General features: G+C 48.7%; 26 protein-coding genes, 1 pseudogene and 1 riboswitch. Of the genes and pseudogenes, 3 read left to right on the plus strand and 24 right to left on the minus strand.

The features are described 5' to 3' along the window. Positions 1–39: 39 nt before the first annotated feature. The 14 genes from licT to D328_RS0100510 all read right to left on the minus strand — a co-directional run bounded on the left by licT (position 40) and on the right by D328_RS0100510 (position 15,680). Positions 40–873, minus strand: a complete 834-nt coding sequence (licT, locus tag D328_RS0100445; protein ID WP_018882963.1) for a BglG family transcription antiterminator LicT — start codon at positions 871–873, stop codon at positions 40–42. Positions 874–1,194: 321 nt separating this feature from the next. Then, positions 1,195–2,778, minus strand: a complete 1,584-nt coding sequence (locus tag D328_RS0100450; RefSeq protein ID WP_018882964.1) for a glycoside hydrolase family 43 protein — start codon at positions 2,776–2,778, stop codon at positions 1,195–1,197. Positions 2,779–2,981: 203 nt separating this feature from the next. Beyond that, positions 2,982–3,818: a carbohydrate ABC transporter permease gene (locus tag D328_RS0100455; RefSeq protein WP_018882965.1), complete on the minus strand. Its 837-nt coding sequence runs from the start codon at positions 3,816–3,818 to the stop codon at positions 2,982–2,984. A gap of 1 nt (position 3,819) precedes the next feature. After that, positions 3,820–4,755, minus strand: coding sequence for a carbohydrate ABC transporter permease (locus D328_RS0100460; RefSeq protein WP_018882966.1), 936 nt, complete (start codon positions 4,753–4,755; stop codon positions 3,820–3,822). Between the two features lie 115 nt (positions 4,756–4,870). Further along, entirely contained in the window at positions 4,871–6,187 is a 1,317-nt protein-coding gene (locus D328_RS0100465; protein ID WP_026280940.1) for an ABC transporter substrate-binding protein, read from the minus strand. A 299-nt stretch (positions 6,188–6,486) separates the two neighbouring features. Further along, complete coding sequence (locus tag D328_RS0100470) at positions 6,487–8,247, minus strand: cache domain-containing sensor histidine kinase (protein ID WP_018882968.1); 1,761 nt, start codon at positions 8,245–8,247, stop codon at positions 6,487–6,489. A 17-nt stretch (positions 8,248–8,264) separates the two neighbouring features. After that, positions 8,265–9,890 carry a response regulator gene (locus D328_RS0100475; RefSeq protein WP_018882969.1) on the minus strand — a complete coding sequence of 542 codons (1,626 nt, stop codon included), beginning with the start codon at positions 9,888–9,890 and terminating at the stop codon, positions 8,265–8,267. Between the two features lie 295 nt (positions 9,891–10,185). Further along, complete coding sequence (locus tag D328_RS0100480) at positions 10,186–10,434, minus strand: hypothetical protein (RefSeq protein ID WP_018882970.1); 249 nt, start codon at positions 10,432–10,434, stop codon at positions 10,186–10,188. 166 nt (positions 10,435–10,600) lie between these two features. Then, positions 10,601–11,251 (minus strand): response regulator, encoded by a 651-nt coding sequence (locus D328_RS0100485; RefSeq protein WP_018882971.1) that lies wholly within the window; start codon positions 11,249–11,251, stop codon positions 10,601–10,603. A 2-nt stretch (positions 11,252–11,253) separates the two neighbouring features. After that, a complete protein-coding gene (locus D328_RS0100490) occupies positions 11,254–12,450 on the minus strand; it encodes a sensor histidine kinase (RefSeq protein ID WP_018882972.1) in 1,197 nt (398 codons plus the stop codon). A 151-nt stretch (positions 12,451–12,601) separates the two neighbouring features. Then, on the minus strand, positions 12,602–13,078 hold the full coding sequence (locus D328_RS0100495) for a C40 family peptidase (protein ID WP_018882973.1): 477 nt from the start codon (positions 13,076–13,078) through the stop codon (positions 12,602–12,604). A 4-nt stretch (positions 13,079–13,082) separates the two neighbouring features. Next, a riboswitch (cyclic di-AMP (ydaO/yuaA leader) is annotated at positions 13,083–13,220 on the minus strand. A 309-nt stretch (positions 13,221–13,529) separates the two neighbouring features. Continuing rightward, a complete protein-coding gene (locus D328_RS0100500) occupies positions 13,530–14,138 on the minus strand; it encodes a GNAT family N-acetyltransferase (protein ID WP_018882974.1) in 609 nt (202 codons plus the stop codon). Positions 14,139–14,272: 134 nt separating this feature from the next. Next, positions 14,273–14,599 carry an Asp23/Gls24 family envelope stress response protein gene (locus tag D328_RS0100505; RefSeq protein ID WP_026280941.1) on the minus strand — a complete coding sequence of 109 codons (327 nt, stop codon included), beginning with the start codon at positions 14,597–14,599 and terminating at the stop codon, positions 14,273–14,275. 193 nt (positions 14,600–14,792) lie between these two features. Then, positions 14,793–15,680, minus strand: coding sequence for a LysR family transcriptional regulator (locus D328_RS0100510; RefSeq protein WP_018882976.1), 888 nt, complete (start codon positions 15,678–15,680; stop codon positions 14,793–14,795). 117 nt (positions 15,681–15,797) lie between these two features. Here D328_RS0100510 and D328_RS0100515 point away from each other — a divergent pair, with 117 nt between their 5' ends. Beyond that, positions 15,798–16,142, plus strand: coding sequence for an antibiotic biosynthesis monooxygenase family protein (locus D328_RS0100515; protein ID WP_018882977.1), 345 nt, complete (start codon positions 15,798–15,800; stop codon positions 16,140–16,142). Between the two features lie 3 nt (positions 16,143–16,145). Further along, positions 16,146–16,565, plus strand: a complete 420-nt coding sequence (locus D328_RS0100520) for a GNAT family N-acetyltransferase (protein WP_018882978.1) — start codon at positions 16,146–16,148, stop codon at positions 16,563–16,565. 27 nt (positions 16,566–16,592) lie between these two features. Here the strand turns inward: D328_RS0100520 and D328_RS30100 are convergent, their stop codons facing one another. The 5 genes and pseudogenes from D328_RS30100 to D328_RS0100545 form a co-directional block, all read right to left on the minus strand. Beyond that, the gene (locus tag D328_RS30100; protein ID WP_081625193.1) at positions 16,593–16,940 is read right to left on the minus strand and encodes a GNAT family N-acetyltransferase; all 348 of its coding nucleotides are present in this window, start codon (positions 16,938–16,940) and stop codon (positions 16,593–16,595) included. Between the two features lie 11 nt (positions 16,941–16,951). Further along, a pseudogene (locus tag D328_RS31410) lies at positions 16,952–17,105 on the minus strand (MerR family DNA-binding transcriptional regulator); the annotation flags it as partial. 196 nt (positions 17,106–17,301) lie between these two features. Beyond that, on the minus strand, positions 17,302–19,446 hold the full coding sequence (locus tag D328_RS0100535; RefSeq protein WP_018882981.1) for a sucrose-specific PTS transporter subunit IIBC: 2,145 nt from the start codon (positions 19,444–19,446) through the stop codon (positions 17,302–17,304). A 35-nt stretch (positions 19,447–19,481) separates the two neighbouring features. Then, on the minus strand, positions 19,482–20,951 hold the full coding sequence (locus tag D328_RS0100540; protein WP_026280942.1) for a glycoside hydrolase family 32 protein: 1,470 nt from the start codon (positions 20,949–20,951) through the stop codon (positions 19,482–19,484). A gap of 340 nt (positions 20,952–21,291) precedes the next feature. Then, positions 21,292–22,275 carry a LacI family DNA-binding transcriptional regulator gene (locus tag D328_RS0100545; RefSeq protein WP_018882983.1) on the minus strand — a complete coding sequence of 328 codons (984 nt, stop codon included), beginning with the start codon at positions 22,273–22,275 and terminating at the stop codon, positions 21,292–21,294. A 156-nt stretch (positions 22,276–22,431) separates the two neighbouring features. Here D328_RS0100545 and D328_RS0100550 point away from each other — a divergent pair, with 156 nt between their 5' ends. After that, the gene (locus D328_RS0100550; protein ID WP_018882984.1) at positions 22,432–22,743 is read left to right on the plus strand and encodes a hypothetical protein; all 312 of its coding nucleotides are present in this window, start codon (positions 22,432–22,434) and stop codon (positions 22,741–22,743) included. Positions 22,744–23,037: 294 nt separating this feature from the next. Here D328_RS0100550 and D328_RS0100560 read toward each other — a convergent pair whose 3' ends face one another. The 5 genes from D328_RS0100560 to D328_RS0100580 form a co-directional block, all read right to left on the minus strand. Continuing rightward, the gene (locus D328_RS0100560; protein WP_018882986.1) at positions 23,038–23,439 is read right to left on the minus strand and encodes an NUDIX hydrolase; all 402 of its coding nucleotides are present in this window, start codon (positions 23,437–23,439) and stop codon (positions 23,038–23,040) included. Then, entirely contained in the window at positions 23,436–23,939 is a 504-nt protein-coding gene (locus tag D328_RS0100565) for a DMT family transporter (protein WP_018882987.1), read from the minus strand. The genes D328_RS0100560 and D328_RS0100565 overlap by 4 nt, the downstream gene beginning before the upstream one ends. Positions 23,940–24,015: 76 nt before the next feature. After that, positions 24,016–24,711: a Crp/Fnr family transcriptional regulator gene (locus tag D328_RS0100570; RefSeq protein ID WP_018882988.1), complete on the minus strand. Its 696-nt coding sequence runs from the start codon at positions 24,709–24,711 to the stop codon at positions 24,016–24,018. 64 nt (positions 24,712–24,775) lie between these two features. Beyond that, positions 24,776–25,210, minus strand: coding sequence for a DMT family transporter (locus D328_RS0100575; protein WP_018882989.1), 435 nt, complete (start codon positions 25,208–25,210; stop codon positions 24,776–24,778). A gap of 94 nt (positions 25,211–25,304) precedes the next feature. Beyond that, positions 25,305–26,429: a GerAB/ArcD/ProY family transporter gene (locus D328_RS0100580; protein ID WP_018882990.1), complete on the minus strand. Its 1,125-nt coding sequence runs from the start codon at positions 26,427–26,429 to the stop codon at positions 25,305–25,307. Between the last annotated feature and the right edge of the window lie 26 nt (positions 26,430–26,455).

Below are 26,455 nucleotides of genomic sequence, written 5' to 3' on the forward strand. Positions count from 1 at the left end.
CGGGTATTGCCTGATTGAACAGTAACAAGCCCGTAAGCTTTATTTTCTTTTCAGTAGTCTTTCCAGATGAAGCGTCAGATAGAGCTGCTCCGCATGTGTCATATCGTATCCATAGTTCTTTCGAATGAAAGACTCAATTTTGGTGATACAGCTGAAGGTCTGCGGATAATTTTTGCGAACGACGTCATAAAGATACTGCTCTGCATCATCATGGGCGGTATGTGTAATCACACGCTGGCAGAAGTACTTCAGATGAGTGATGAAGCGAAAATAGTTAACGTTCTCCTCATCGAACTCCACATTGAAGTGGTATTTAATAATATTCATAATCTCCTGCAGCAGCTGCATCAGATGCGCGACATCGTTCATGGAATCATTGATCTCTGCATTAATGAAATGAAGGGCGATGCTGGAGATCTCCTCCTTCGGGAACTCAATGCCTAGTCGTTCGCGCAGAAGCAAAAGCGATTCCTTCGCCACATCATACTCCGCCTTGTAGAAGTGCTGAACCTCCCAAGCCAGGGGATTAAGAGTGATCATGCCCTCTTTGATTCGTTTAATGGCAAAGTGAATGTGATCCGACAGAGAAATATAGATCCCGTCACTGATCGTCTTATTCAGTTGCCGCCGTGCCAGACTGACAATATCATCTGTCACCTGCATAATTTCAATGGGCGTCTCCATCAGTGTGGCCTTGAACTTCTCATAGATGGCATCATTCTGGAGCTGGAATATCTTTTCCACCCTACTGTCGTCAATCTCATCACCTACACGGTTGTTGAAGCCAATGCCCCGGCCGAGGATCAGTAGCTCCTTCCCCCGCTCATCCAATGAACTGACGATATTGTTGTTGAACACCTGTTTGATAATCATAGCAACCACCTGTTTTGAGGGAATAAAAAAAAGCGGGCAACACAACAATAGCCCAATGTACATCACTGTACAACGGAACTACTGTGGTATTGCCCGCGTTACCGGTAACAAGCCTCACCTACAAGATAACATAGAGTGAAAGCGGTGTCCACAGTGAATAAATATATTATTACCCTTTTACTAGGAAAACAGACGCTCCAGACATAGATGAACGAGCTATTAGACAGGCTGCCACTACCAACTACGCATTAGCGATACACATTAGCATAAATTAGAGTTATTCCAACTATAGCCTGCCTTCTTAACTTCATCTGATGTCGGTTAACCCAGTGGAAGATATTCAAAGTAATCAAACCACGCCTCGCGAGACTGTTGATCCAGATCCTGAGCGCACATGCCGACGAAAGCGCCTGTAAAGCCGAGTTTGCCTCCGTATTCGTCGGATAGCGTACCCATATCCTGCGGTGTGCATACAGCTGTCCAGCTCTCCCCATCCGGTGACGCATAGAACATTAATTCATGCTCATGAATAACTGCCCTCAGGTAATACCGCTCCCAATCCTTCACGCACAGCTGCATAGCGAAGACTTCTTCGTACTTCCCTGCTCTGGACATCACGACGCCTAGTGCTGCTCCACGAACCTCATCGCCCGTTACCCGCAAATAATAATAGTCGCTGTCATCGTAATAACAGACCAGACCAGCCATCTGCATAAAGCCATCGGGCTTGAATTCCATGCATGTCTCTATGGCACAGTGAACATGCTGGATCGGGCGGGCTACCAGACTCTGCTCATGCATGGAAGCCAAGGATTCTCGGCCACGCAGGCGCAGGAACCCGGGACGGTCCGTCAAATCGACCCATGAAGGGTCAAAGGGAACGCGCAAGCTCTGATAATCTGGACCCAACTCAGGACGATCAAAATGATCCCTCGCCTCAGGACGTGGAAAAGGATGACTGGGTAGCTGCGGCCCTTCCACTTCAAGGGCTGGTAATTTGCCTCCTTGTGCCAGTCGAAGCCAGCCATCGTCGGTCCAGCTGCATTTTTGAATTGCGGTCTCCCTGCCTAGCGGATTCATCTTGGTAGTGCCTGGTAGCGGCCGTGTACACAAATGAGCCATGTACCATTCCCCATCCGGAGTCTCAACTAAGGATCCATGCCCTGCCTGCTGGAGCGGATGCAAAGGCTCATGGGCCGTGGTCAGGAGTGGAAAGTTCGGGTCTGTCTCATAAGGACCGAAGAGACTGTGGCTACGTGCCAGCGTAATCATATGGTTGACGCCTGTACCACCTTCCGCCGTAATCAGATAATAATATTCGCCGCGTTTGAATAATTGTGGTCCCTCGGTAACACCAATGGAGGTGCCATGATAAATATCGTGAACAGGACCGACCAAAGCCTCCTGCTTGGGGTCATACTCCTGCATGACAATGCCGGAGAAACTGGAATGATTCTGACGAAAATCCCAGCGCATGTTCAGCAGCCATTTGCGACCATCATCGTCGTGGAACAGGAACGGATCAAATCCGCTGCCGTTCAATCGCACGGGTGCGCTCCAGGGTCCCTCAATGTTTGTGGACGTTGTAAGATAATTATGCAGATCCTTGTATACCCGATGACGTGACCGCACATTGGTGAACAGCAAATAAAATAATCCATCCTGATAGGATAAAGCCGGAGCCCAGATTGAGCCGGATGCCCCGTTCCCGCGCAGGTCCACCTGGCTAGATTCCGTCAGCACTCTCCCAGCTAGGCGCCAATGTACCAAATCTCGGGAATGGTGAATCTCGACACCAGGGAACCACTCGAAGGTCGAGGTCGCGATATAATAATCTGCACCCACACGGATGAATGACGGATCAGGCTTACAGCCTGCAAGAACAGGATTGACAATGGTGCTCATATTTTCGAATCAGCCTCCTATAGTGATCATTCAGCAATTGCCTTGCTTGCCTCCGATGACAATGACCTATTGTCCCGATATGAAAAAAACGTCTCTCGACGTCTTCTCCTTGTATCTCTAAGTCTGCACAGCCTGTATGCAGGAACGCATGCGCCGCATGTCATCATGGATATGCACAGCGGATGTGCACAGCTTGCTTAGTCTTAGCCCTTGGTGGCTCCAGATGAGATTCCCTTTATAAAATATTTTTGCAGCGAGACAAATACAATCAACACCGGTACGACGGAGATCGCCGTTCCAGCGAAGATCATGTCCCATCTGGACGAGAATTCCCCGATATAACGGTATATTTCAACGACCAACGTCTTCGGTTCGCCTGATGGCAACACCAGCATGGGCAAGAGAAAATCATTCCAGATCCCTAGTCCATTCAAGACGACCATACTCGCTGTAACTGGACCAAGCAGCGGAAATACAATTCTCCAAAAGATACCGTAACGGTTGCAGCCGTCAATCTCCGCTGCTTCTTCAATCTCCTTCGGGATTCCCTTCACGAAGCTGGTATAGAGCAGGCAGCCAAAGCCAACGGCGCCAGCAACATAGACCATAATCGGCCCAGCCAGACTTCCGTACAGCCCGAGCATTCTTAGCTCCTTGAACAATGGAATCATGTACGCCTGAAAAGGAATCATCATCCCGGCCAGGAAGTACAGGAAGATCAAGTTCGTCCATCTGGCATTTCTTCGCTCAATGGCATAGCCTGCCATCGGAATCACAAGAATCTGTGCCACGATTGACACCACGGTCAGAATGAGACTGTTCAGAATGGCGCGCGGGAACTCTGTCTCTGTCAGCAAGTACCGGAAGTTCTCCAGATACAATGAGGTCGGAAAGGACAGCGCATCCCGCATAATCTCTGCATTACTCTTGAAGGCAGACATCAGGTTAAAGAGAATCGGAAAGAAGAAAATGGCCGCTACTAGCAAAGTAACTATGAATAGTAGTATATCGGTCATTCTTTTGCGTGCTTGTGTGCTCATCTCAATACTGCACCTCCCTCTTGCGCAGGATCTTCACCTGAATAATCGTAATGATCATGATGATCAGGAAGAGCACCATAGCAAGCGCCGTGCCGAAGCCTTGTCTCAGCTCACCGAAGCCGACCTTGTAAATGATGTACGTCAGGGTCTCTGTAGCGAATCCTGGTCCACCATCCGTCATGACAGCAATCTGATCGAAGATCTTCAGCGCACTGATCATCGACAATACCAGACAGACCGTCAGAGAGCCTGCCAGCAGCGGGAAGGTAATGAAGCGGAATTGCTGCCAGCCGTTCGCACCGTCAATACTCGCAGCCTCCGAGAGCTCGGCGGGAATCCCCTGCAGGCCAGCCAGATAGATGATCATATAGTAGCCCGCTCCCTTCCAGACGGTGGACAGCACGACGGCAACCATGGCGTACTTGGGATCGCCCAGCCAGTCCAGAGCCCAGCTTCCCAGCCCGATCACATTCAGCATCTGATTCACTACGCCGAAATTGTAATTCAGGAGCATCGCCCACACGAAGCCCATGACAATGCCGCTCAGCAATGTAGGGAAGTAGAAGATGCTGCGGAACAAATTGCGAAACCACTTGACCTTATCGACCATGAGCGCCATAGCTATGGCAGCAATATTCTCCAGTACGACGAGACTCACCGTCAAAATCAATGTATTCTTCAGCGCATTATGCACTCGCGGACTATTCAGAATTTCTACAAAATTAGCAAATCCAATATAACGAATATCCTCACTGATGCCGTCCCAGGAGGTAAAGCTGAGATACATGCTGCCGAAGGTCGGCACGATCACGAACAAGGTGTAGAGAATGAACGATGGAAGGATGAACAATACGGCATACGTGTGCAGCTTTTTTTTCTTTGGACGAAGGGGCGCTTCAGCAGCGCTTCTCTCCGTGGATGAGGCGGGTGCCCCCATACCTAACACTCCTTTCCTGAACCGAGGAGGGAGCAGCTCTCGCTGTGTCGCCCTCCACTTGTATATCTCTTTTGCTGAATATCGCTTTTGTTTACACTTTATGTGATGCTACTGCTTACATCGAATTCGCCTTCACCTGATTGTCATACTCTGCATCCACCTGCTGCATGTAGGTCTTCACATCTCCATCACTGATGACCATTTCCTGTAGCTTCTTGTAATACCAATTGCGGAACTGCGGCGGAATCAGATTATCGCCCCACCAGTTATTGATCGCAAGGGATTTAGTGACCTTCGGATCGGCAATCAGCTCCAGCGCTACCTTCATGGCTTCATTGCTCTCATACGTCACCTCTGCCTTGGTAGAAGCGATGGCGTTCATACTCGCCAGATAATCGGCATACTGCTCGGGTTCAAAGAAGAAGCGGATGAATTCCTTGATCGCCTCCGTCTTCTCGGGGTCCTTCGCCGCTTCGGCGGACAAGGACCAGCCAGCTGGCGATGGAAGGCCGATGACATTGATGTTGCCCTGACGATCAGGAACGGCATAGAAGCCATAATCAAAATTCGGGTCCGCCTCCTCAATCTGCGAGAACATCCAGGTACCCGAGAAGAGCTGAGCGGCCTTACCTGATACAAGAATAGATGCAGTCTGATTATCCCCGGTACTAAGCCAGCCTTTGTCCACATAATTCTGGAATAGCTGCTTGAAGTCTGTCATGGCCTGCACGACATTCTCGTCCGTGAAGCTCACCTGCTTGGCGGTCTTCTTGGAGTTCCAGTCTGGATCTTGCGCATAGACATTGTCGATCAGGAATTTATTGACCCAGAAGCCCATATGAAATATATCCTTGCCGCCGACTACGATCGGCGTAATTCCGCTAGCCTTGAGCTTCTCCTGAATAGCGATGAACTCATCGTAGGTGGTAGGAAGCTCCGTAATTCCGGCATCCGCGTAAGCCTTCTTGCTGTAGATAATCCCCTGCGGAACGTTCACGGCAATGGGCGCATTCCATACCTTCCCATCCACCTCTGGTGGTGAATCGAAGAGCTCCAGCAGGTCCGCTGGAAGCTCGACGATCTTGCCTGCCTCCGCGAAGACCTCGGTATCGCGCATTTCTACCAAATCAGGGAACTCCCCAACAGCATCCTTTGTCTTCAGCCAATCCAGATACGCGCTGCTGCTCGTTTCACTGAGATCCTTGATTTCAATGTCTGGATGTTGTGCCATGAAAGTCTCAACTGCAGTTGCTATAGCCTTTTTGGCAGCCGGATCACCCGAGGCATAGCCGATCGTGAAGCTGACCTTTTTGGCCCCACTCGGTGCCTCTTCTCCACCGGCTCCCGGACTGGCATTACCTCCACAAGCACCAAGCAGCAACGCTGTCGCCAGCATGATTGCGGATAACTTGAATTGTGATGCTTTTCTCATTTTTAACATTGTGGTCCCCCCTTTGTAGTCAACCCAGCATGTTTCGTCATCGGAGAACGCATTCACCATTGTCAGTGAACTTATTCTATCTGATTGGTAAGCGTTTTCTAAGATTAGAATAGCATTCGTTCCGGTAGCCTTGAATGAACTTTTTTAAGCGCCGTATGCGGGAAATTTAAGCTTATGAAAAAGAACGGAGACTCGTCTCCGTTCTTAGCATTTCTCTGTGATGCTCCCCCAGATACTACTACAACGCACTGGATTCCTGTAATACCCTTTGCTGATTCAATAGAGACCTATCAGGGCTGCTCCGATTTCGGCAAGGGAAATACCAGCAGCACGGAGGTACCGATTCCTTCATGACTGCTTACCGACAATCCGTATGGTTCACCATACGAGGAGCGAATGCGTTCGTGGACATTTTTCAAGCCAATGGATTTTCTCGGCGCGACCGGGTCACGAAGCAGGCACTCCAGCCGTGACAGGCTCTCCTTGTTCATCCCGATGCCGTCATCATAGATGGTGATGGCCAGATCATGAGGTCTCTTTTCGACCGTGATGCCTACCGTTCCTTTCTTCTTCTGGCGCAAGCCATGCTGAATGGCATTCTCCACAATCGGCTGAAGACTTAATTTCAAAATCGGCCAATCCATAAGTACGTCCGGTGCGATATCGTAACGAAGAGCGTATCTGTTATCGAAGCGAACAGAAATGATGTAGAAATAATCTTGCAGATGCTCAAGCTCTTGAGCCAGACTGACCCGATCCTCTCCATAATCAATGACATATTTCAGCTGATTGGATAACGAATGAATCATATCCGCTACCTCATGAGCCTCCTTATCTACCGCATTCATACGAATAACCTCTAATGTATTGTAGAGATAATGCGGCCTGATCTGGCTCTTGAGTGCATTCAGCTCCGTTTGCTTTTGCTTGATCTGGGCCACATACGCCTCATCAATATACACTTGCAGACGCTCTACCATTCGGTTAAAGCCTTGTGTCAGGCGGCCTAATTCATCGTTGCTAGTCACCGGAAGTCTAATATCCAACCGACCAGATTCCACGACGGACATGTGCCGCATCAGATTGCGAATCGGGGCAGCGAGCCGACGTGAGAACCAGGTACCCATGATGATCAGTGCAGTCGTACAGATCAGGATAGCCGTATACACCGTAGCTCTGGCAGAGAACAGCTGCTCGAATAAGCCTTCGCGATGAATGCCCGCAATCAGCCTACCATTTACAAAAGGAATCTCCTCCTGCATGACCAGCACCTCATTGTTCCTTTGCATCAGCAAAGCGTCCTCGATTCTCCGAATCCCATGATTGCTAAAATAGACGCTGTCATGCTCCCCAACAAGGATCAGCTCATCCTTCTCGCCCAAATATAGCTCGTTCAAAAATGGCTTGAACACGGATATATCCACGTCCATATATAGGGTACCCACTACCTTCGGCTCTGCCGTGAGCTTGCCTGAGGTGTCGATCAGATTACGGGCGATCGTGAACACTTCACGATCGGCGCCAATGAAGTAACTATCTGCATGTGTCGGAAAAAACGCAACTTTGGAGGGCTGCCTCATCAATTGCTCGTTCCAGTGCTGGAGCGGAAGCTCCTCGCTACGAAGCCCCCTGTTCTCCTTTTCCTGATAGTAGAGCTTGCCATCCATGTCACGCACGAAATAAACGCTCGTAATATATGCATCGCTATAGAGAATTGTCTTCAGGAATGAATCAATGGGCGTTGAGTTAATCTGCTCCATCTCATTCACATTATAGGTCTGGTTCTGCCGTATACTGTCTGATAGTCCTTCGTAGCGCCCCGTATACATGAGCTTGGATATATCATTATATTGTTGGAACGCAGAATCCAGATTATAGCTCATATAGAGCACCATCTGCTGTAGATTACCTGTGGTATATCGCTCTACGTACGTTGAGAACACTTGCACGGACAGGTAACTGAGCGCAAATAAGGGGATCAGGCCAACCAGAATAAATGAAGCCGAGAATTTTACAAATATACTCCTGGGGAAACGCTTCCATAATCGCATGTAGAAGCACCTCCTTCCTATGACTGCTGCTTGCGAAAGGCCTGTCTGTATTCCTGCGGTACTTGGCCGAATTTTTTCTTGAACATGTCACTGAAGTGCCTTACATGGTTATAGCCTACGCGCTCAGCAATCTCATATACCAGGAGATCTGTCTCCAGCAGTAGCTTGAGCGCTTGTTCCATCCGGACCTCGGTTACATAGCTTTTGAAATTTTGCCCGGTGTGCTTTTTGAAAAAGCTGCTAAAATAATATGGATTCATGTAAGCGAGTGCTGCCATGGAATCCAGGGTAATCTGGCTTGCATAGTGCTCCTCGATATAGCCCTTAACCTTGGAGAGCACAAGGATTTCTTTACCTGCCAGCCTGCGCTGCAATTGCTGCTGCATGTCAGACAGCATCGTCATCATAAGAAGCTCAACGTCCGCATAACAAGGGCAATGGACTAGACCCTCCATTAATCCTTGCTCGGCGAGCAGTTCCTCCGCTCCTCCGGTTAGCTTCATCATCTCCCGGTTAAGAGCAATCAGGACATCATACACTGTCGTAATGGCAAGACTTTTATTATATCCAGCCTGAACACGGATCAGCGTCAGCAACTCTCTTGTCATGTGCTGGATGGCTTCTTCCTCCTGCGCAGGTAATGCCTGCGCCAGCTTGGACTGTAGCTCTGAGATAGACTGTGCGGGCTGCACATCACCACTCATCAGCTCTTCCTTCTTCAAATCCTCCTGACTAATTACACGATGAGGGCCGATAAAATATTTAAGATCAAGCGCTTTCAGGGAAGTGCGGTACGATTGCTTGGCTTCGCCAATACGTGTCACAGCTTGACCAATACCTATGGATACCCTCAGCTTCAGGTAGCTCTGAACCTTGTGAAGTAGATCCAACGCCAGTTGATTCGGTGCTTGAGAATCATCATGCTGCAGCAAGAGAGCAAATCGTCCATCCTTGAACAGCAACAGTCCCTTCTCTCTCGTCCCCTCCAGACCTTCCAATGTCTCCCGAATAATGTTGGATAACGCAAAATGCACCAGATTCCGTTCCCGCTCATCCCAGCGTGAGCCATCTGTCTGCTCATCCATCTCCAGTACACTAACCGTTGCATATCGACTGGTTCCCAATGCTCCGATGTCCTCCAGTTCAACCAGTGCCTTCTGGTCACCATTCAGTAGCCCGTCCAGAAGCTGCTCAATGGTGGTTGAGCGATTCTTCTTCTCGTAATAGCTCAGCTTTTCCTTATTACGCTCGTCCATGCTCTCCTCACGAATCATGGATACGGCCTTTTTGACAACAGCTTCAAGCTGATTCTTATTAATAGGCTTCACCAGATAATCCAGGGCACCCAGTTGAACAGCCTGCTGAGCATAGCTGAACTCCTGAAAGGCACTAATGAAGATGACCTTGATGTGGCGTCCCGACTTATTCAGCTCTGACATAATCTCGAGTCCACTGCCTCCAGGCATGCTGATATCACTAATGATGAGCTGTGGGTCATGAACAGCAATCAGCTGACGCAGCTCCTCACCGTCTCCCGCTTCACCCGATATAGTTAAGCCAAGCTCCTCCCACGCCAGAAGCTTTTTTAAGCCACGCAAAATGATCGGTTCATCATCTGCCAGTAATAATTTTATAGCTTCCATACATGACTCCTTCCCGTATGCAGCTGTCAGTATGTGACTGAGAGACTGGATTTAGATGATTATCTCGATTATATACTCTGGATTCAAATCAGAAAAACAACAAAATCACGACTTGCAAAGGCAAGACGTGATTTCTCTGGACAAACGAACAAAAAAAGCCCCTTGCACACGGCGGCTTCTCTTATACTATAGCTTGATCATATGTAATATTGCATTCTGATAGTGATTTCGTCTTCTTATTGCTATCCTCTGGATTCAACACGAACTCACGAATTCATGTCTAATGGCTCATTGATTATTTCACAGTAGGAAGAGAGATGAGTCCATGATCGCTATGATCTCTTTCTCTGCTCACCATCTCAGCAAGCTTGGGAAGTCGGTGTATGAATATATCAAAAAACTGATCATCAAAGAATAGCTGTAATCCCAATTGCTCCTCAGGCTCTACCGTGTGCTGATCCGACTCATGTACGTGTGCTGATTCAGATTGCTGTAGATGTTGCCCATCCTTCAATTGGCTTGCTTGTGCTTGGTACGATTCCATGGTCTCTCCTCCTTGAAGCTAAGTTTAGAAAATAATTCCTTATATCTTAGAATATATCAATTTCCAATCAATTTCTCACATAATTTATTCTACAGCGGTTTAAATGAAAAAAAATCGTACATAAGGGCAGAACCTTGATGTACGAGCGGGCGACAGATTATATCGGCTATAAATGCAGAATTCCTCGATCAAGGGATACCGCCACAGCCTCTGAGCGGGAATCTACACCTAGCTTATTGTAAATATTCGTGAGATGCGCCTTGACGGTTCGCTCCGATATGCCCAGATCAAAGGCAATCTCTTTACTGCGAAAACCACGGGCGACAGCTTGCAGAATCGTTAGCTCTTTCTCTGTCATTAGCGATTGCTCCTGCTGCATAGAAGTCGAGGAGGCGGGTCTGAGCGAGCTGGCAAATACCTTGGCTGTAATCTCCGGCTGCAGCAGCGTCTCCCCACGCAAAGCGGATTCAAGGGTACGAAATAGATTATCCCGGCTCGTATCCTTAAGCAGATACCCTTTGGCACCGAGAGATAGTCCCTTGACCATCAGGTCATCCTCGTTGTATGTGGTCAATATAATGACTGGAGTTGTCATTTGCCTGTCCCGCATAGCCTCCATCGTCTCCAGGCCACTCATGACAGGCATGTTCAGGTCCATCAGAATAACATGAGGCTCAAGCTCCTCCATCAGACGGAGTGCTGTTCGTCCCTCCTCTGCTTCACCAATCACTTCATACTGCTGGTCTGTCTCCAGAATCAGCTTCAGACCTTCCCTGACCACCCAGTGGTCATCTACAATCAGTACTTTGTATTTCATACCTAGGCCTCCTTTGCAATAGGCACCTCGATCTCAATGGTTGTTCCTTTCTGGGTAGTGCTTTCAATCTCAATAGTCCCACCCAGCAGTCGTACACGCTCTTTAATGCCGATTAGTCCATAATGTCCAACCCTCTTCCCAATCATTCGAGTGTTGAAGCCCTTGCCGTCATCCCGAATGACGGTGAGTAGCTGCTGTTCATACTGGACAATACGAATAAAGAGATGGCGCGCGTGCGCATGCTTGGCCACATTGGTCAGACACTCTCGAATGATATGCTGCCCATGCTCCAGAACAAGTATAGGCAATGTAGTCTTCAGATCCAGCTCCAGTTGGACAGGAATCCCCGTCGCGAGCGTGAATCGCTCAATCTCCTCACGCACAGATTCAGAAAAGTCGATCTCCACAGCAGGCTGGGATCTAAGATCATCGATCGCCTGCCTTGCCTCGGCAAGTGCACGTCGTGCCTGAGACATAGATTGCTGTACAATTTCGTGGGCTCGCTTCGTACCGCCCTTAGTCAGATGGGCGTCTATTGCCTCCAACTGCATAATGATTCCCGCCAGGCCCTGTGCAAGCGTGTCATGCAGGTCACGTGCCATACGTTGTCGTTCGTTGGCAAGTGTAAGCTCTTCAACCTTCTTATGAGCCATCTCCAGCTCTCTCAGAAATGTCTGCGCCTGCACCCTGGCATGAACCTGCTTGAAGAAAAAAGAAGCATAGGCCACTACAACGACGACTATGTTAATTAAGAACGGAAATAAAAAGCCAACACCCTCCGCATCCTTCAGCCACACAATCAGCACCCCGAACAGGGAATACAGCACCAGGAACAGTACGGACACCTTGAGCGGATGATAATAGACCCCCACGCTCTGCCCGATCAGGACGGGAATCAATCCGATGAGGATTCCATAAAAGCCGTGCGGAAGCACCAAGGCACTCGCCACGATAATTACTCCCTGTAACGCAAAGTACAGCCAGGGCTTGTAGCTGACCATTTGGTGAGAATACCAGTAGCAAGCAACATGTAATCCCATAAGACAGGAGAATAACAGGCTCCTGAGCAGCAACGGCTCAGCCATATATTGCGAGATCATCACATGAGCATATACCAGCGCGACCAGCAAAATGACTGGGATTCGCGAAGGCGTAAGCTTGTCCGATTCAATCAGCATAATTTTTTTGCTATAATTCATCCTTCACCTCTTGCTGCCTCCGATAGGGCCGCCATAACAATAATAATCTAATAATACCTGCAAAAGTCCAATAAAAAAACGTACACAAGGGCAAATTTGTGTACGTTCGGGCAATCGTGTATGTACTTTCGCTTATTAATGCTTGTACATATTATGGATGAATCTCGTCTGTCATTTTGTTCATGGTTCTCTCAGATACTACACGTCTTGCAGTTACATAACGATCCTTATAGTATTTCTCGGACAGCTTGCTGATAATAACGCCTCTGCTTGTCGACGAATGGGCAAAGGTATTGTCACCCATATAGATACCCGCATGAGAGATGCTGCGTCCATTCGTATTGAAGAACACCAGATCTCCTATTTGCAGATCATCCTGGTCGACCTCAGTTCCTGCCATGGCCTGGGATTGCGAGGTCCGCGGCAGATCTTCACCATATTTCTCCATTATGTATAAAATAAATCCCGAGCAATCAAAGCCCGCTGTAGTCGTTCCACCCATTCTGTACGGGGTGCCAATTAATTCATCAACCTGACTTTCAATTCTTACAGCACTTGCGGAGCTGACTCCTGCCAAGGAAGACCAGAGTATAGCTGCTCCCAATGCGCCTGTTAACCACTTTTTCAACTGAAAAATCCTCCTTCGGTGCCTACGGAGTTAGCTAAGGGTTCGGTTGAAGGTCACCTAGAATATCTGCGGCCCAGCAGATTCATTCACCCAAATCGGGGTCCCCCGTTCTCACATACATGAAATTCGGCAAATTATTAAATTTTTGTAACCATAAATAATGTAGTACATGTTGAGGTATTCTGTCAAATGCATATCGGAAAAAGTTACAATTTTTTTTCGAATCCTTCCTCCACCATTACAATATCATCAACGATATCACCTGCAATATCACACAACTATACGACATAACCCCCATCTGTACAGAACCGATGCCGACGCTACGGTTTCTGAGTGCACAGTGGGGGCTTACGCAATAATGACGCAATTAGCAGTGATCATACCATTTGCGGTGATGATGCCACTAGTTTGTGTGTTGATATGAGAAGTCAGTTATGTGCCGAACGTATAATCAGACGAGCTCTTTAACCATACGAAATAAGGAGAAGCCCGGTCTATTAATCTTGCCTGATACCACGTATCCTACTCGTTCATATAGCTTCGCCGCCCGTGGATTGTCCTGCCGTACAGTCAGGGAACTCCTTGAGTATCCTTGAAGCTGTGCTTGTTGTTCCGCAAAATGGAGCAATTGTGTACCGATCCCGAGCCCTCTGCTCTCAGGCAGCGTAGCCAGGGTACCGATATGGTATTCCCCTTCATAGCCTTCTTTAAGAGTCAGCATCGAAAAGAAGGCTCCTGGATGTAGCAAGCTGTACTTGATCAGCTCCAAATTGCGGAGCGCCCAAAGCTTCTTCGCCGTCGGCCAAGCTAACTGCTGGAGCAGCCCTATGGGATAACATGTAACTATGCCGAGCGTTTTGCCCTCGACTTTGGCTTCGTAGGCATATTGATGACTGAAACGGTTATAGCTGTTCTTCCAGAGCTTTTCCAGTGTCGATTGTATGATCTTCTCGTCTCTCGAGCCAGCCAGAGTATATGCCACCGAATCCAGTGCCATCCGATTAAGCCGGGACCCTGCTAACGAGTCAGGATGCGCTTTGACGATTGATATTTCTGACATGTCATCACTCCTTCACTGCTTGCTTATCATACTTATTACATGCCGACCGTTATACCCATATGACTTCTTCTATTCAAATATTCAGGCAAGAGATTCTTTCTTACTTGTCACTAGTTTCTATCTCCCTCTGTTCATCAGACCCTGGGAATAATAATCCCTTCCACGTCTACATGCACGGCTCGAATGACTAGCCCCGTGAGACTCTCCATCGTCTCTCTGACGTTGCGTTGAAGCTCTCGACCTACTTCGTGGACATGGCTTCCATATTGCACAATAATGCCTACACGGATGTCCAGACTTGTCTCGTCGCTAGTCAGACTGATCCCTCCGCTACTCTGTCCGGTCATTTTTTGGGCCAATCCCTCTATCAGCTTAGTGGATATGGCTGTTACACCTTGTGTAGCAAGAACCGTCCTACTAACCGTTTTGAAGACTACAGCCTTTGAGGACCTTATATCAATTCTGTATTTCTTACAACTATCCTCTCTTCAGCGCATCCATGCCAGCGGTCTCTTACCTGGATATCCTCTACCCATGTCTTCACGCTATATGGTTACCTTACGCAATGTGGTCATCTTCAAGCTATATGGTCATCTTCAAGCTATATTTTCAACTTTACGCTATATGGCCCGCGGTTACGCTGTACGATCACCTTTATGATGTATGGTCTTCTTCCATGCAAAATGTACTCCTGATGAACGAGATGGCACGTCGCGCCGCTGGACTTCCTTTCTTCCAGGATATCGCTGCCAGGCCAATCGTGCGGTAGGCTTGAGGCGCAAGCGGTCGCACTGCCAACCCTTCTGGCAAGGCGTTCAGTATCGTACCTGGAAGGATGCTAATGCCCAGACCCTTCTGCACCATCGCCATAATCGCATGGTCATCCTCTAGCTTGAATCTGGTCCGCACGCTCCCGCCCTGCTCATTCAGCCATCTATGTAGGTCTCTATCGCAGCCCTTCGCGGGCATAATGAACGCTTCGTCTCTAATCTGCTCTGCCGTCACCATTTCCTCCACACACAGTCTATGATCCTCTGGAAGAACGCACAGCAGTTCATCCTTGTGCAGCTCCATTTGCTCCATTCGCTGATCTGTGGGCATATTCACGAAGCCAAAATCGACAAGACCTCCTGCAATCCACCCTTCAATCTCCTGGTAATCGCCATCCAGCAGCCTTACTTCAATGAGCGGATATTGCGTCTGAAACGATTGCAGGATTTGGGGTAACCAGTGAATCGATACGCTGGTGAAGGTCCCGATCGTCACAATCCCCGTCTCCAGCCCTTTGATAAGGTCCGCTTCCTGTAGCAGCTTCTTCTGCAAGTCCAGCATAGCTCTCATATAGTCGAGCAGCCTGGCCCCTTCATGAGTAACAACAATCCCTGCACGCCCACGATGAAGCAGCTTCAGATCCAATTCCTGCTCCAGGCCCGATACGGCATGGCTAATAGCCGACTGAGATAAGCCCAATGCTTCGCCAGCCTTGGTCAGACTGCCCGACTCCACAACCTTCAATACAATTTCATACTTCGATAGACTCATTGTCCCTCCCATATTCATGAATATAATTCATATAATAGATCAATAACATTCATTTTATTTATTCAAAGAATACGACTATAATCCATGGTAGTATATAACCGACTGGAGGACAAGATTATGAGTACAATTGCACATTCACCAGTTCCGCCCTATTATGCCGTTATTTTCACTTCGCAGCGCACCGATGAATACGGGGCCGCCTATGAAGCTATGGGCGATAAGATGGTAGAGCTGGCCGCACAGCAGGAAGGATTTCTGGGCATCGAGAGCGTTCGATCTGCAGAGGGTTTCGGCATAACCGTATCCTACTGGAGCTCCCTTGAGCACATACGCACCTGGAAGGAGCACAGCCTGCATCGGGTTGCACAGGAGAAAGGGAAGTCATCCTGGTACGAAAGCTTCGGTCTGCGGATCAGCAAGGTGGAGCGGGATCATTTTATGGGAACAGAATGGAGTCGATAATGCGTGCATATTCAGCCAATAGCCCAGGAACAAGCCTGGCAGCTGCGACATGAGGTCATGTGGCCAGACAAGGAGCTCGACTATGTTAAGCTGCAGGATGACCATGAAGGGGTCCACTATGGGCTCTTCGTGCAGGATCAGCTCATATCGGTGCTCTCGCTGTTCATCTACGAAGACGAGGCACAATTTCGCAAATTCGCGACGCTCAGTTCACACCAAGGTCAAGGCTATGGGAGCCGACTTCTTCAATTTGTCCTGGAAGCAGCTCAGAAGGCTGATGTGAAGCGAATTTATTGCAATGCAAGAGTAGAGAAGGCTCCCTTCTATGAAAAATTTGGCATGATTCGAACGCAGGGGTCCTTTCAGCGAGGAGGCAAAGCGTATGTCATTATGGAACGCTGGTTCCCTTCAATTCAACGCTAGCACCTTGATCAGATTAATGCGAATATTTCATCCTAATTCATTCTGCATCTTCTCTATCCTTGCACTGGTAAACATGTCTGATCCATGACCTGCATCAGACTCAGCTTCATGACTTTGGCGCGGTATTGGCTGTGAAGTCATATAATGCCACGTCCGTTCTCCGAATAAAAGCTGGGATAGCAGACTGTGCTTCATCTCCAGCGTTCGAAAGGAATGCTGCTCATATAGATGCTGAGCACCTGAGTTGCTGGCAGCTACATGAAGGCTCACGTAATGAAGCAGCGGATGTGTATACACATATTTCTGGGCCAACTGGATGAGCAATGTCCCTCCCCCCTTCCCACGGAAGTCAGGATGGACGGATACATCGGCAATGTAACACTCTGCCTATATACCTCATCTATGCAATACATTCGATATTGATTGTCACCAAATATATGCTGGTAGCAGTACCCCTTTTTCTTCAAAATACCGAATCTGATGCACCGATACCTGCATGAGCTTCGCCAGCTCACTGATCGTCATTCCATTCTCTCTCATATGATCACTCCTTGGTTAAATGAGCCTCACTAGATTTAAGCTACTTAAAAGATACAGCTTAGGTCAGACCAAACGTCAACCGCTCACATAATGAGATCCATACAACACAAACAGCCGCTTCACAGTACATGATCTCTCATGCCTGCTAGGCGGCTGCTATTCGTAATGAATCGGACTCTTACTGATCGTTAAACCATTATGCCTTCAATGTAACCGCCAGAACGGTCTCTTGATTAGCCTGCACATCCGAGCTGGCGGCAACCTCAATACTCGCTACCGCCTCCAGGCCCGAAGGAACGATAACTGGCGTGATGGTCGATAATCCTGCCTGCTGGATATGATCCATATTAAATTCAAGCAGCAATTGGCCTGCCTTCACGGGGTCCCCTGTCTTGACATGAGCTGTGAATCCGGCTCCCTTCAAGGATACCGTATCAATGCCAACATGAATCAATAACTGGACACCGTGCTCCTGTTCAAGAATAATGGCATGATTGCTCTTGCCCATCAGATGCGCGACAGTACCATCAAACGGTGCATATACCTTGCCTTCCGCAGGCTGAATAGCATAGCCGTCACCCATATGCTTCCCAGCAAAGGCGGGATCAGGCACCTGCTCCAGCGGAATTATAGTACCGGCAATTGGTGCAGGGAGCTGCAGCTCCTGCGGTGTCTCAGCCTTTTCCTGAGTTTCTTGAATTCTTTGTGTTTCTTGTGTTTCTTGTGTTTCTTGTGTTTCTTGTGTTCCTTGAGCTACTTGTGACTCTTGAGTTCCTTCTACATCTGTAAGTGCTTGTGTTACCTCTGTTGGCTGCTCTACGCTATTCGCAGATGCACGCTCCTCTGTCTGCTTTGACTGCTCGACTACAGTGTTCACAGAGGCCGCCTCAACCATTGACTGTTGCACCACTGCACTAGCATTGGCTCCCTCAGCAGCAGGCTGCTGAACCTCTGCCAGCATTTGATCCTTGAAGCCGAAGAACCAAGTCAGGATGAAAGCGACAAGCATTGCCACCAGATTACACAGAATATACAGCGGGAGCTGACTGTTCAGGTACAACAGTGTACCTGGAATGACCGTGACCGCCATACCTGTAGCTGACAGTCCGAACAATGAGGCCAGGAAGCCTCCGACGCCGCCTCCGACCAAGCCCATAATGAACGGCTTCATGTATCGGAGATTGACTCCGAATATAGCTGGCTCCGTAATCCCCAAGAAGGCAGAGAAGGAGGACGGCAACGCCAGTGCCTTCAGCTTGACATTCTTCGTCTTGAAGCCTACTGCGAGACAAGCAGCCCCTTGAGCTGCCATGGCGCAGGTAATAATAGCATTGAACGGATTTGAGCCTCGTTGCTCCAGCAGCTGGATTTCAAGCAGATTGAAAATGTGGTGTACGCCAGTGACAACAACGATCTGCTGGAAGAAGCCAATGAGGAGACCTGCAATGCCCAAGGGCAGATCCAGCACAAATATCGTACCATGCAATACCCATTCCTCGACCGAATGGAATACTGGGCCGATGACGAACAGCCCCAGTGTGATCATCACCAGCAGGGTAATGAACGGCGTGACGATCAGATCCAGTGCCTCTGGCACCCGCTTGCGCAGGAAGCGCTCGAACTTGGCACCAATGAATCCGACGAAGAACGCTGGCAGCACAGAGCCCTGATAGCCGACTACCTTAATAAAACCAAGCATCGTGAGCGCTTCGGCCGAGCCGTCAGCAACACCATAGGCATTGGGCAAAGCTGGGTTAACGAGCATCAGACCGAGCACGATCCCAAGCACCGGACTTCCGCCAAATACTCTGAACGCGGACCAAGCCACCAATGCCGGCAGAAAAGCGAAGGCCGTATCTGTCAGTACCTGCGTGAAGAGCAGGAAGTTTGGTGAAATATCCCCTGGCGTCATGCCGAACAAGGCCAATATCTGATCCTGCGTAAGCAAGCCTCTCAGTCCCATGAAGAGACCAGTGGCGACGAGAACGGGAATGATCGGTACGAATACATCACCGAAGGTACGAATGGCGCGCTGGAATATGTTGCCCTGCTTCTTGGCCATCGCTTTCATCTCATCCTTGGTCGTGCCACTAACGCCAAGCTTCTCGACCTCCTCATAGATCCGGTTCACCGTACCCGTACCGAAAATAATCTGGAATTGGCCCGAGTTAAAGAATGCTCCCTTTACCTTGTCAATTCCCTCCACGCGTGACTGATCAATCTTCTCCTGTTCATGCACCATAATGCGGAGACGGGTTGCACAGTGTGCGAATGAAGCGATGTTCTCCTTACCGCCGATGGCCTCAATAACCTGCTTGGCGATCTCCCGATTTTCAGACATTAGTTGTCATTCCCTTCAGTCTCATTTATATAATCCTACAGTTTCCACCAATCCGCCTCGCATGAGGCTGTGCCGCCTTCCGCAAAGAAACGAATCCCGGTGCTATCCGTCTCTGGAAAGATACGGCTCGTGAACACCTCTTCCCCATCATTAACGAAAATCTCAACCGATGATGTATCTACGAACAGATGGAATCGGATCTGGTCCGCTTCAAGTGAACAGCTACGCTGTTCACCGTATTCTACAGCTACTGGCTTCCCGGAGCGTGAACGATCAAGCACAACCTGGCGCAGTTTTCGATCATAGGTCAACACGGTCTTCTCATCCGTACCTATTCGGAATTCAATGCCGAACCGATCTCCATCCATCGTGTCAAATTGGCATAGCAGTTCATAGGAGCTTCCCTCGAAGCCCGTGAATGAGACGCACTCGTCGCGCAATTCTACCTGTGCATGGTGGTGCTCCTGTCGCAGCCGCTCCAGCTCACGTGCAGGTCGTTGAATGAGCTTGCCCTCACGCAGCGTTAGTTCTCGTGGCAGTGTCAGACAGTGGGCCCAGCCATGCTCATCTGTCGGGTAGTCGATCTCCGGTAATCCCATCCACCCTACAAGGATGCGCCGTCCGTCTGGAGCGACTGTCGTCTGCTGGGCGTAGAAATCAAATCCCCGATCCAGCTCCTGGAAATCCCCGTGTGCGAAGCTTCTTGTATCCAGTTGGAGCGGAGCTCCCACCACATAGCCGGACTGATAAATATTGCGATAATATGCCCCCTGCGGTTCAATGCCTTGAGGAGAAAATAATAAGACACCTTGGCCATCCAGTTCGAAATAGTCCGGGCATTCCCACATGTATCCAAATGGATCTAGTCTGGTCGAAATCTCACCCTCGAAGGACCATTCCATTAAATCTTCCGAGCTGTACAGTACAGTACATCCCGTATGATCCGTTCGCTGTGCTCCGATCACACACCAGTAACGCCCCTCTTGCTCCCATACCTTGGGATCGCGGAAATGATCAGTATAACCATGTGGAACAGAATCAATAACTGGCATTTCTCGCTTCGTAATCCCTCCACTTGTATCCATGATGGCCATGTTCTGAAAGGGATGTCTGACCCAGTCCTGATCACGTGTATTGCCTGTATACATCAAATACAACAGCTCATCCTTGACAATTCCACTACCGGAATAAGCACCATGTGAATCATAACGCCCTCCGGGTGTAATGCCAATTCCCACATCCTCCCACTCAGCCAAATCTCTGGACTTGGTATGGTACCAGTACTTCATGCCATGATCCGTACCTAAGGGGAACCACTGATAGAAGAGATGGTACTCACCTTGGTAATAGGTGAACCCGTTCGGATCGTTCAACAGACCGATTGGAGGCTGGATATGATAGGACTGTCTCCAATGACTTTTTTCTACCATCTCATACAGCCTCTTAAGCTCGTTCGGCTCCGCCTGCTCCAGCAGGCGGTACTTTTGCTCATTGCTTAATTTCATGACACGCTCCATTTCTATCCTAGACTACACTTTCTGTTAGAACCGGTTCCAAAAATGCGCAAAAAACTGAACCTACATAAAACGTGATCATACGTGCTCTACAATTTCTTCAAATTCATGCTCGCTTTACAATTACGACAATTTCACGCTTTACAATATGACAAACTCATGCTCCAACAATCACTACCATCAAGCAGGTACCATCTAGATGAAACTTAATGATACTCGGAGCACACCATTGCGGAACCGGTTCCGCAAACAATCAAATAATAGTTCCATTCAACTTTGTGTGAACACAAATTGATATGGAACCGGTTTCTTTCCTGCATTATAAAATAGCCTATGCTTTGTTGTCAACGCTTTCCCGCTTCATTAATTCAAAATTCATGGTCGTTACAGGCTCGAGCAATTCCTCTCGCACTAATTTAATAATGTTCTGCGCAGCCTGTCTTCCTGTTTCCTTGTACCCATACTTGACGGTTGTCAGCGTTGGATGAATAATCTCGGTTACATCGTAGCCGCCGAAGCCGGTTACGGACAGCTCTGAAGGAATATCGATATTATGCAAAAATGCAGCCTTCATCACGCCAAGCGCAATATTGTCGGTTGCACATACAATCACGGATGGCCTTTGCTCCTCCAAAAGCTTGAAGGCGGTATTCATCGCATCGGTCATGCTGAAGGTCGTCTCCATATAGCTGACTTCACAATCATAAGATTGAATTGCGCTCGCGAAGCCCTCCTTGCGGCGCTTGCCCACAGCTACATCCTGTTCAGTGACACCCAGGTATATGATCCTGCGATGGCCCATGCTAATGATGTATTCCCCCATAACCTGACCAGCTCCGTAGTCATCGTGGATAACGCAAGCAAAATGAGGATGGGATTGTCCGACCAGCAAAATAGGCAGTCCAGTCTCCTCTGCCGCACGCACATGTTCCTCTGTAATCTGGACAGCAATCAGAATGACTCCCGCTACCTTTTGCCTTGCAAATTCATAGATCGCTTCGATCTCCCGCTTCATATCCTGACTTGTGTTCGAGATCAACGTCTGAAAGCCCGCATCTCTCAGCTCCTGATCGATCACCATCAACATCTGTGAGGTAGCAAAGGAATCCAGACGTGGTACGATCGTTCCAATAATATGAGCTTTCTTCGCCTTGAGGCTACGCGCGAACGTATTCGGAATATAATTATGCTCTTGAATCACTCTCTCAATCTGCAATTTGGTGGCCTCGCTGACCGAGCCTCCGTTCAGATAGCGAGATACCGTGCTTTTGGCCACACCGGCCAGCTTGGCTATATCGGCAATTGTCTTCATCATCAGCTTCTGCTCCTCAATCTGGCATACAGACTCTATTATAGCATAGTTGAGTTGCTCGATTTCAGCACACCAGCATGGCCTCAAGCATATCCTGAATCGTATAGGAATCCGTGGACCGTTCCATTGAACAATTAGTACAAGGGAGGAAGGGACATTATGGCTCCTCTCGGAAAACGTAAAAAAAACGGCGGCAAAAAACAGTCCTTGGCCACCCTCATCCAACAGAAAAAGGGCCTTGAATACACGGTAGCGGCACTGCTGTTAACTGGTAAGCTCCGTACGGACTCGGTTCAAATTTATAAGGATGGCTCTGTGTTCGTCAGCCTCGTCGGCAAGTATAAGTCATTATCCGATTCCAACAATGGAAATGTCGACAAGCTCGTTAATTTTATAACCCAGAATAGTGATGTGACAATCAATGATCTGATGGAAGCCGTCAAGCAAATGACTGCTCCCCCAAAATCGTAAGATACTGTACAGGAAGGAGTGCCGTCCATGAGTGAATTTGACGGAGAAGGCTTTGCAAGTGGAATTATTCTGGTCATTGTTATTACGTTGTTGATCTTTGGCTCTACCGATATTGACACGCTAACAGGAGCGCCAAGCACCGTGTGATAAATGGGAACAGCCCCTCACTTCCAAACTTCCTCTCCGCCGCTTCCCCCTTCCTTCTACAATGCAGGTTCGATCTAGCTAGATTCCCATAAAAGCATGAAGGATGCAGCTATTGGAGTAGACAGCATCCTTCACCGTATTTATTGTTCAGTCTATCTGTCCTGAGGCATGGAGCTGCTCCAGAATCAACTGTGAAGCTGGAGAGACCCGATCACGATCCGCATATTGAAGCCAGGACAGCTCGGCAATCTCCGAGTCAGGCTGTAGCTCACCAGTGTATTCTGCCGTGTAGCAGGTCATTCGGACAGGCGTTCCTCCAGATTTGCCATGGGCCTCTGCTTCGAAGGTGCCAACTAAAGCAACTGTCGCAGGTACAATGTGTACGGACAGTTCCTCCTGAATTTCCCTGATCAGAGCCTCTGCATCTGTCTCTCCTGGATCACGCTTGCCGCCAGGCAAATAAAAGATTTCCTTCCCTTGTGAACGGGCTCCTAGCACTCGCCGCCCCTCGATATGAATCCATGCAATTTTATCTATAAATGCGCTCACTGCACCTTCACTCCTTTCTGCTCACGAACCATTCGTAGCTGTTGCCGTACTCGTGCAGCATGCTGCAGATCTCCCAGCTTGAACACCAATATGCCGCCAATAATTACGATAACCCCTAGCAACTTGCTCCAGCTAAACGGAATCTTCTCCAGACCCATCCAGCCTAGAGAGTCCCATAATAGTGCCGTACCCAGCTGTGAGGTAACGACAATGGAGATGGCGAAGGTGGGGTCCAGTCTCTTCATTCCTTGTACCAGGCAGATGACGACTCCCACTCCAATAAGCCCACTGAAAATATACCATAGCTTCATGTCCCCGATCTGGAACATCTTCGTCCCCTGAACGGCCAACCCTATTAGCAAAGATGCGGCAAAGCCCATACCGAGCACAAGCGTCGTTGTGGCCCATGAGCTGTTGTGCTCATTAACCTTGCTGTTGAATACCGTCTGCATGCTTACCAAGATTCCAGCGATACACGCCAGTATGATGCCTGTAATCATAAATTCCTCCTGTCATTCACTACCACTATCAATCAGTACCGCCGCCTGCCCATTACTATCGCGGCCCATACTTCGTCTACGGCATGGACCCGTTCACGATGGCTCTAAGGCCATCCAGGTCACGAATCCGTATACTCCCTCTTCCCCGCTCCACAAGCCCCTTACTGCAGAATTTCATAATGACCCTGTTCAAATGACGGTAGCTCGTTCCGATCAGGTTCGCTGTATCGGTCAGACTAATGGAGTCGAGATGGGCTACCCCTGCCATGTCCGATTCCTCCGTGCTCACTGATAACAGATAGCTGGCCAGTCTGACCTCGACAGGATGCATCAGGTTGAAGCTTAGAAAATCTGATTTGACATAGAACTTCCTCGTAATAATGTCCAGGAGAAAATGTAGCAGTGGGGGGTGGTCATCTCCTACCTTACGCAGCCATGTATAGGGGATGCCGATCAGATCCACACTCGATACCGCCTCAACCGTATTAATGATCTCGATCTGCCGTACATACTCAATGTCGCCGATGACCTCTGGCGGTGTCTTGAACGAGACAATTAAGGACTGTCCCTCAGTCGAATTAGTGTAGATCTTCACCTTGCCCTGAACGAGAACATACATCTGTTCAGCCCTCTGGCCCTGATAGCAAGCGACATCTCCAGGAGCAAGTCGATACAGGGTCAAGTAGGGACGCAGCGGTTCGTGGAACACCTTCTCCAGTTGATACTTCCGCAGATATTCATTCAGTTGCTCCATATTTTGTACTTCCCTCATTATGTCTGTACTTCCTTCATCTACGTCTGCCTCCGCCAGCTTTTATTCAGCCCGTAACTTTTCGCTACATCTTCAGTATCATAACACCTGCAATCATCATACCAATGCCAATAAAATGCGCTGCTCCCATGCGGCGCTTCAGCACATCGAACCAGCCATTGCTATCGATCAGAAAGGCCATGCATAGCTGGGCAATCAACAACGCCGAGATCGTGAATGTAACCCCGATGCGCTGGATCGCCGTCACCTCACTGAAGATAATAATCGCGGCAAAGGCTCCTCCGATCAGATAGAGCGGCTTGACACTCCTCATGCCTTGCCACACCCCTTGCCAGTTACGCCCGCGTACGAATGCCAGAATCATCAAGGCCGCAACAAAGCCCGTGAACTGGGTTAGAGCAGCTGCCTGCCATGTTCCCATATCCTGACTAATACGTGCATTCGCCACACCCTGCAAGGTAATGAAGGCTCCAGCAAGTATTGCATAAATTATTCCCATCTGTACTCTTCTCTCCTTACCTCAGTCTGTTCTAATTAAATGATACATCCTGAGCGGAGAAAAGGACATATGTCCTGAACTGTAAATGCCTCTATCAGCTCTGGGCCGAGGCGGGCTTGGCTCCCTTGCCAAACTTCGACCTGATCGCATGTATAACGAGCAGCAGTAAGGGAATCAGAAATGCCGAGGTGAAGTTCCAATCCACCCAATAAGGCGGCATCGTCTTGACATAGAAAATGATCGTTGGTGACAGAATTTCAGACATGGCGAATATGACGAAGCCTAAAGGAAGTATGAGCAAATCATAATTTTTGAGCTTGCACAGTTGAGAGATCCCTACAGACAGAGCATAATGATAGAGGGCTGTCTTGAAATATGTTGAGATGACCCAGGTAACAGCCATTAAAGCTTCGATCCTTTGAAAAATATTCGCGATATTAATCTTCTGAGCCAAAATATAGGCCGCATAAAAGTGATGCTTGGAGAAATATAGCCCCAGCACCGTTAGCGACAGGAACAGGATGAAATTGAGGGCAATCGCAGCGGTCAGGGTCGCAGTCAGCATATCCCGAGTCATATGAGGCTGCTTCTTCACCTTGGGCAAGACCATAAGAAAGACCATCATCTCACCGAACGGGTAGAATACGCCAAAAAAAGAAGCGTGCAGCAGGTTTTTAATTGAGGTGGTTGAAAGTACAGGATACAGCTTATCTATATGAGCATCGGGCAGCAAGAGGATTAGCAACGTAGACAAAAACAGGGCAAACAGCGGAAACATGAGTTCAGCGGCGCGTCCGATCGTTTTCAAGCCCAGCTTGAGTCCATACACGATAATGATTACCGCCATGAAGCGAATCACATTCCCTGGGGTGCGCTCGTAAATTTGAGTACACATGAAATCTTCAATTTCCCGAACGTAAACCGAGCCTAGCATTAAAAAGAAAAACAGGTAAAAGACGGATATGACACCTCCGAACCATTTTCCTGTAATTTTCATGGCACTCTCCACAAGCGTGAGCTCCGGGTACAGACGATAGAAGCGCAGCATCAGCCACAGAGCACCAAGACCAATTGGAATACTGATCAGACCAGCAATCCAGCCATCCTGGTTCGCATAAGCCGTCATTACAGAGGGGTAGACAAGTCCCATATCACCAATGAGCACCAAAATGGCTAAAATGGTTAATTGTCGGTTGCTGAGTTCAGCTTTACTGCCCATATGATCCACCCTTAGTGTTAAGATTT

The organism is Paenibacillus massiliensis 2301065 = DSM 16942, from assembly GCF_000377505.1.
In the GTDB taxonomy this organism is placed as follows: Bacteria; Bacillota; Bacilli; order Paenibacillales; family Paenibacillaceae; genus Paenibacillus; species Paenibacillus massiliensis.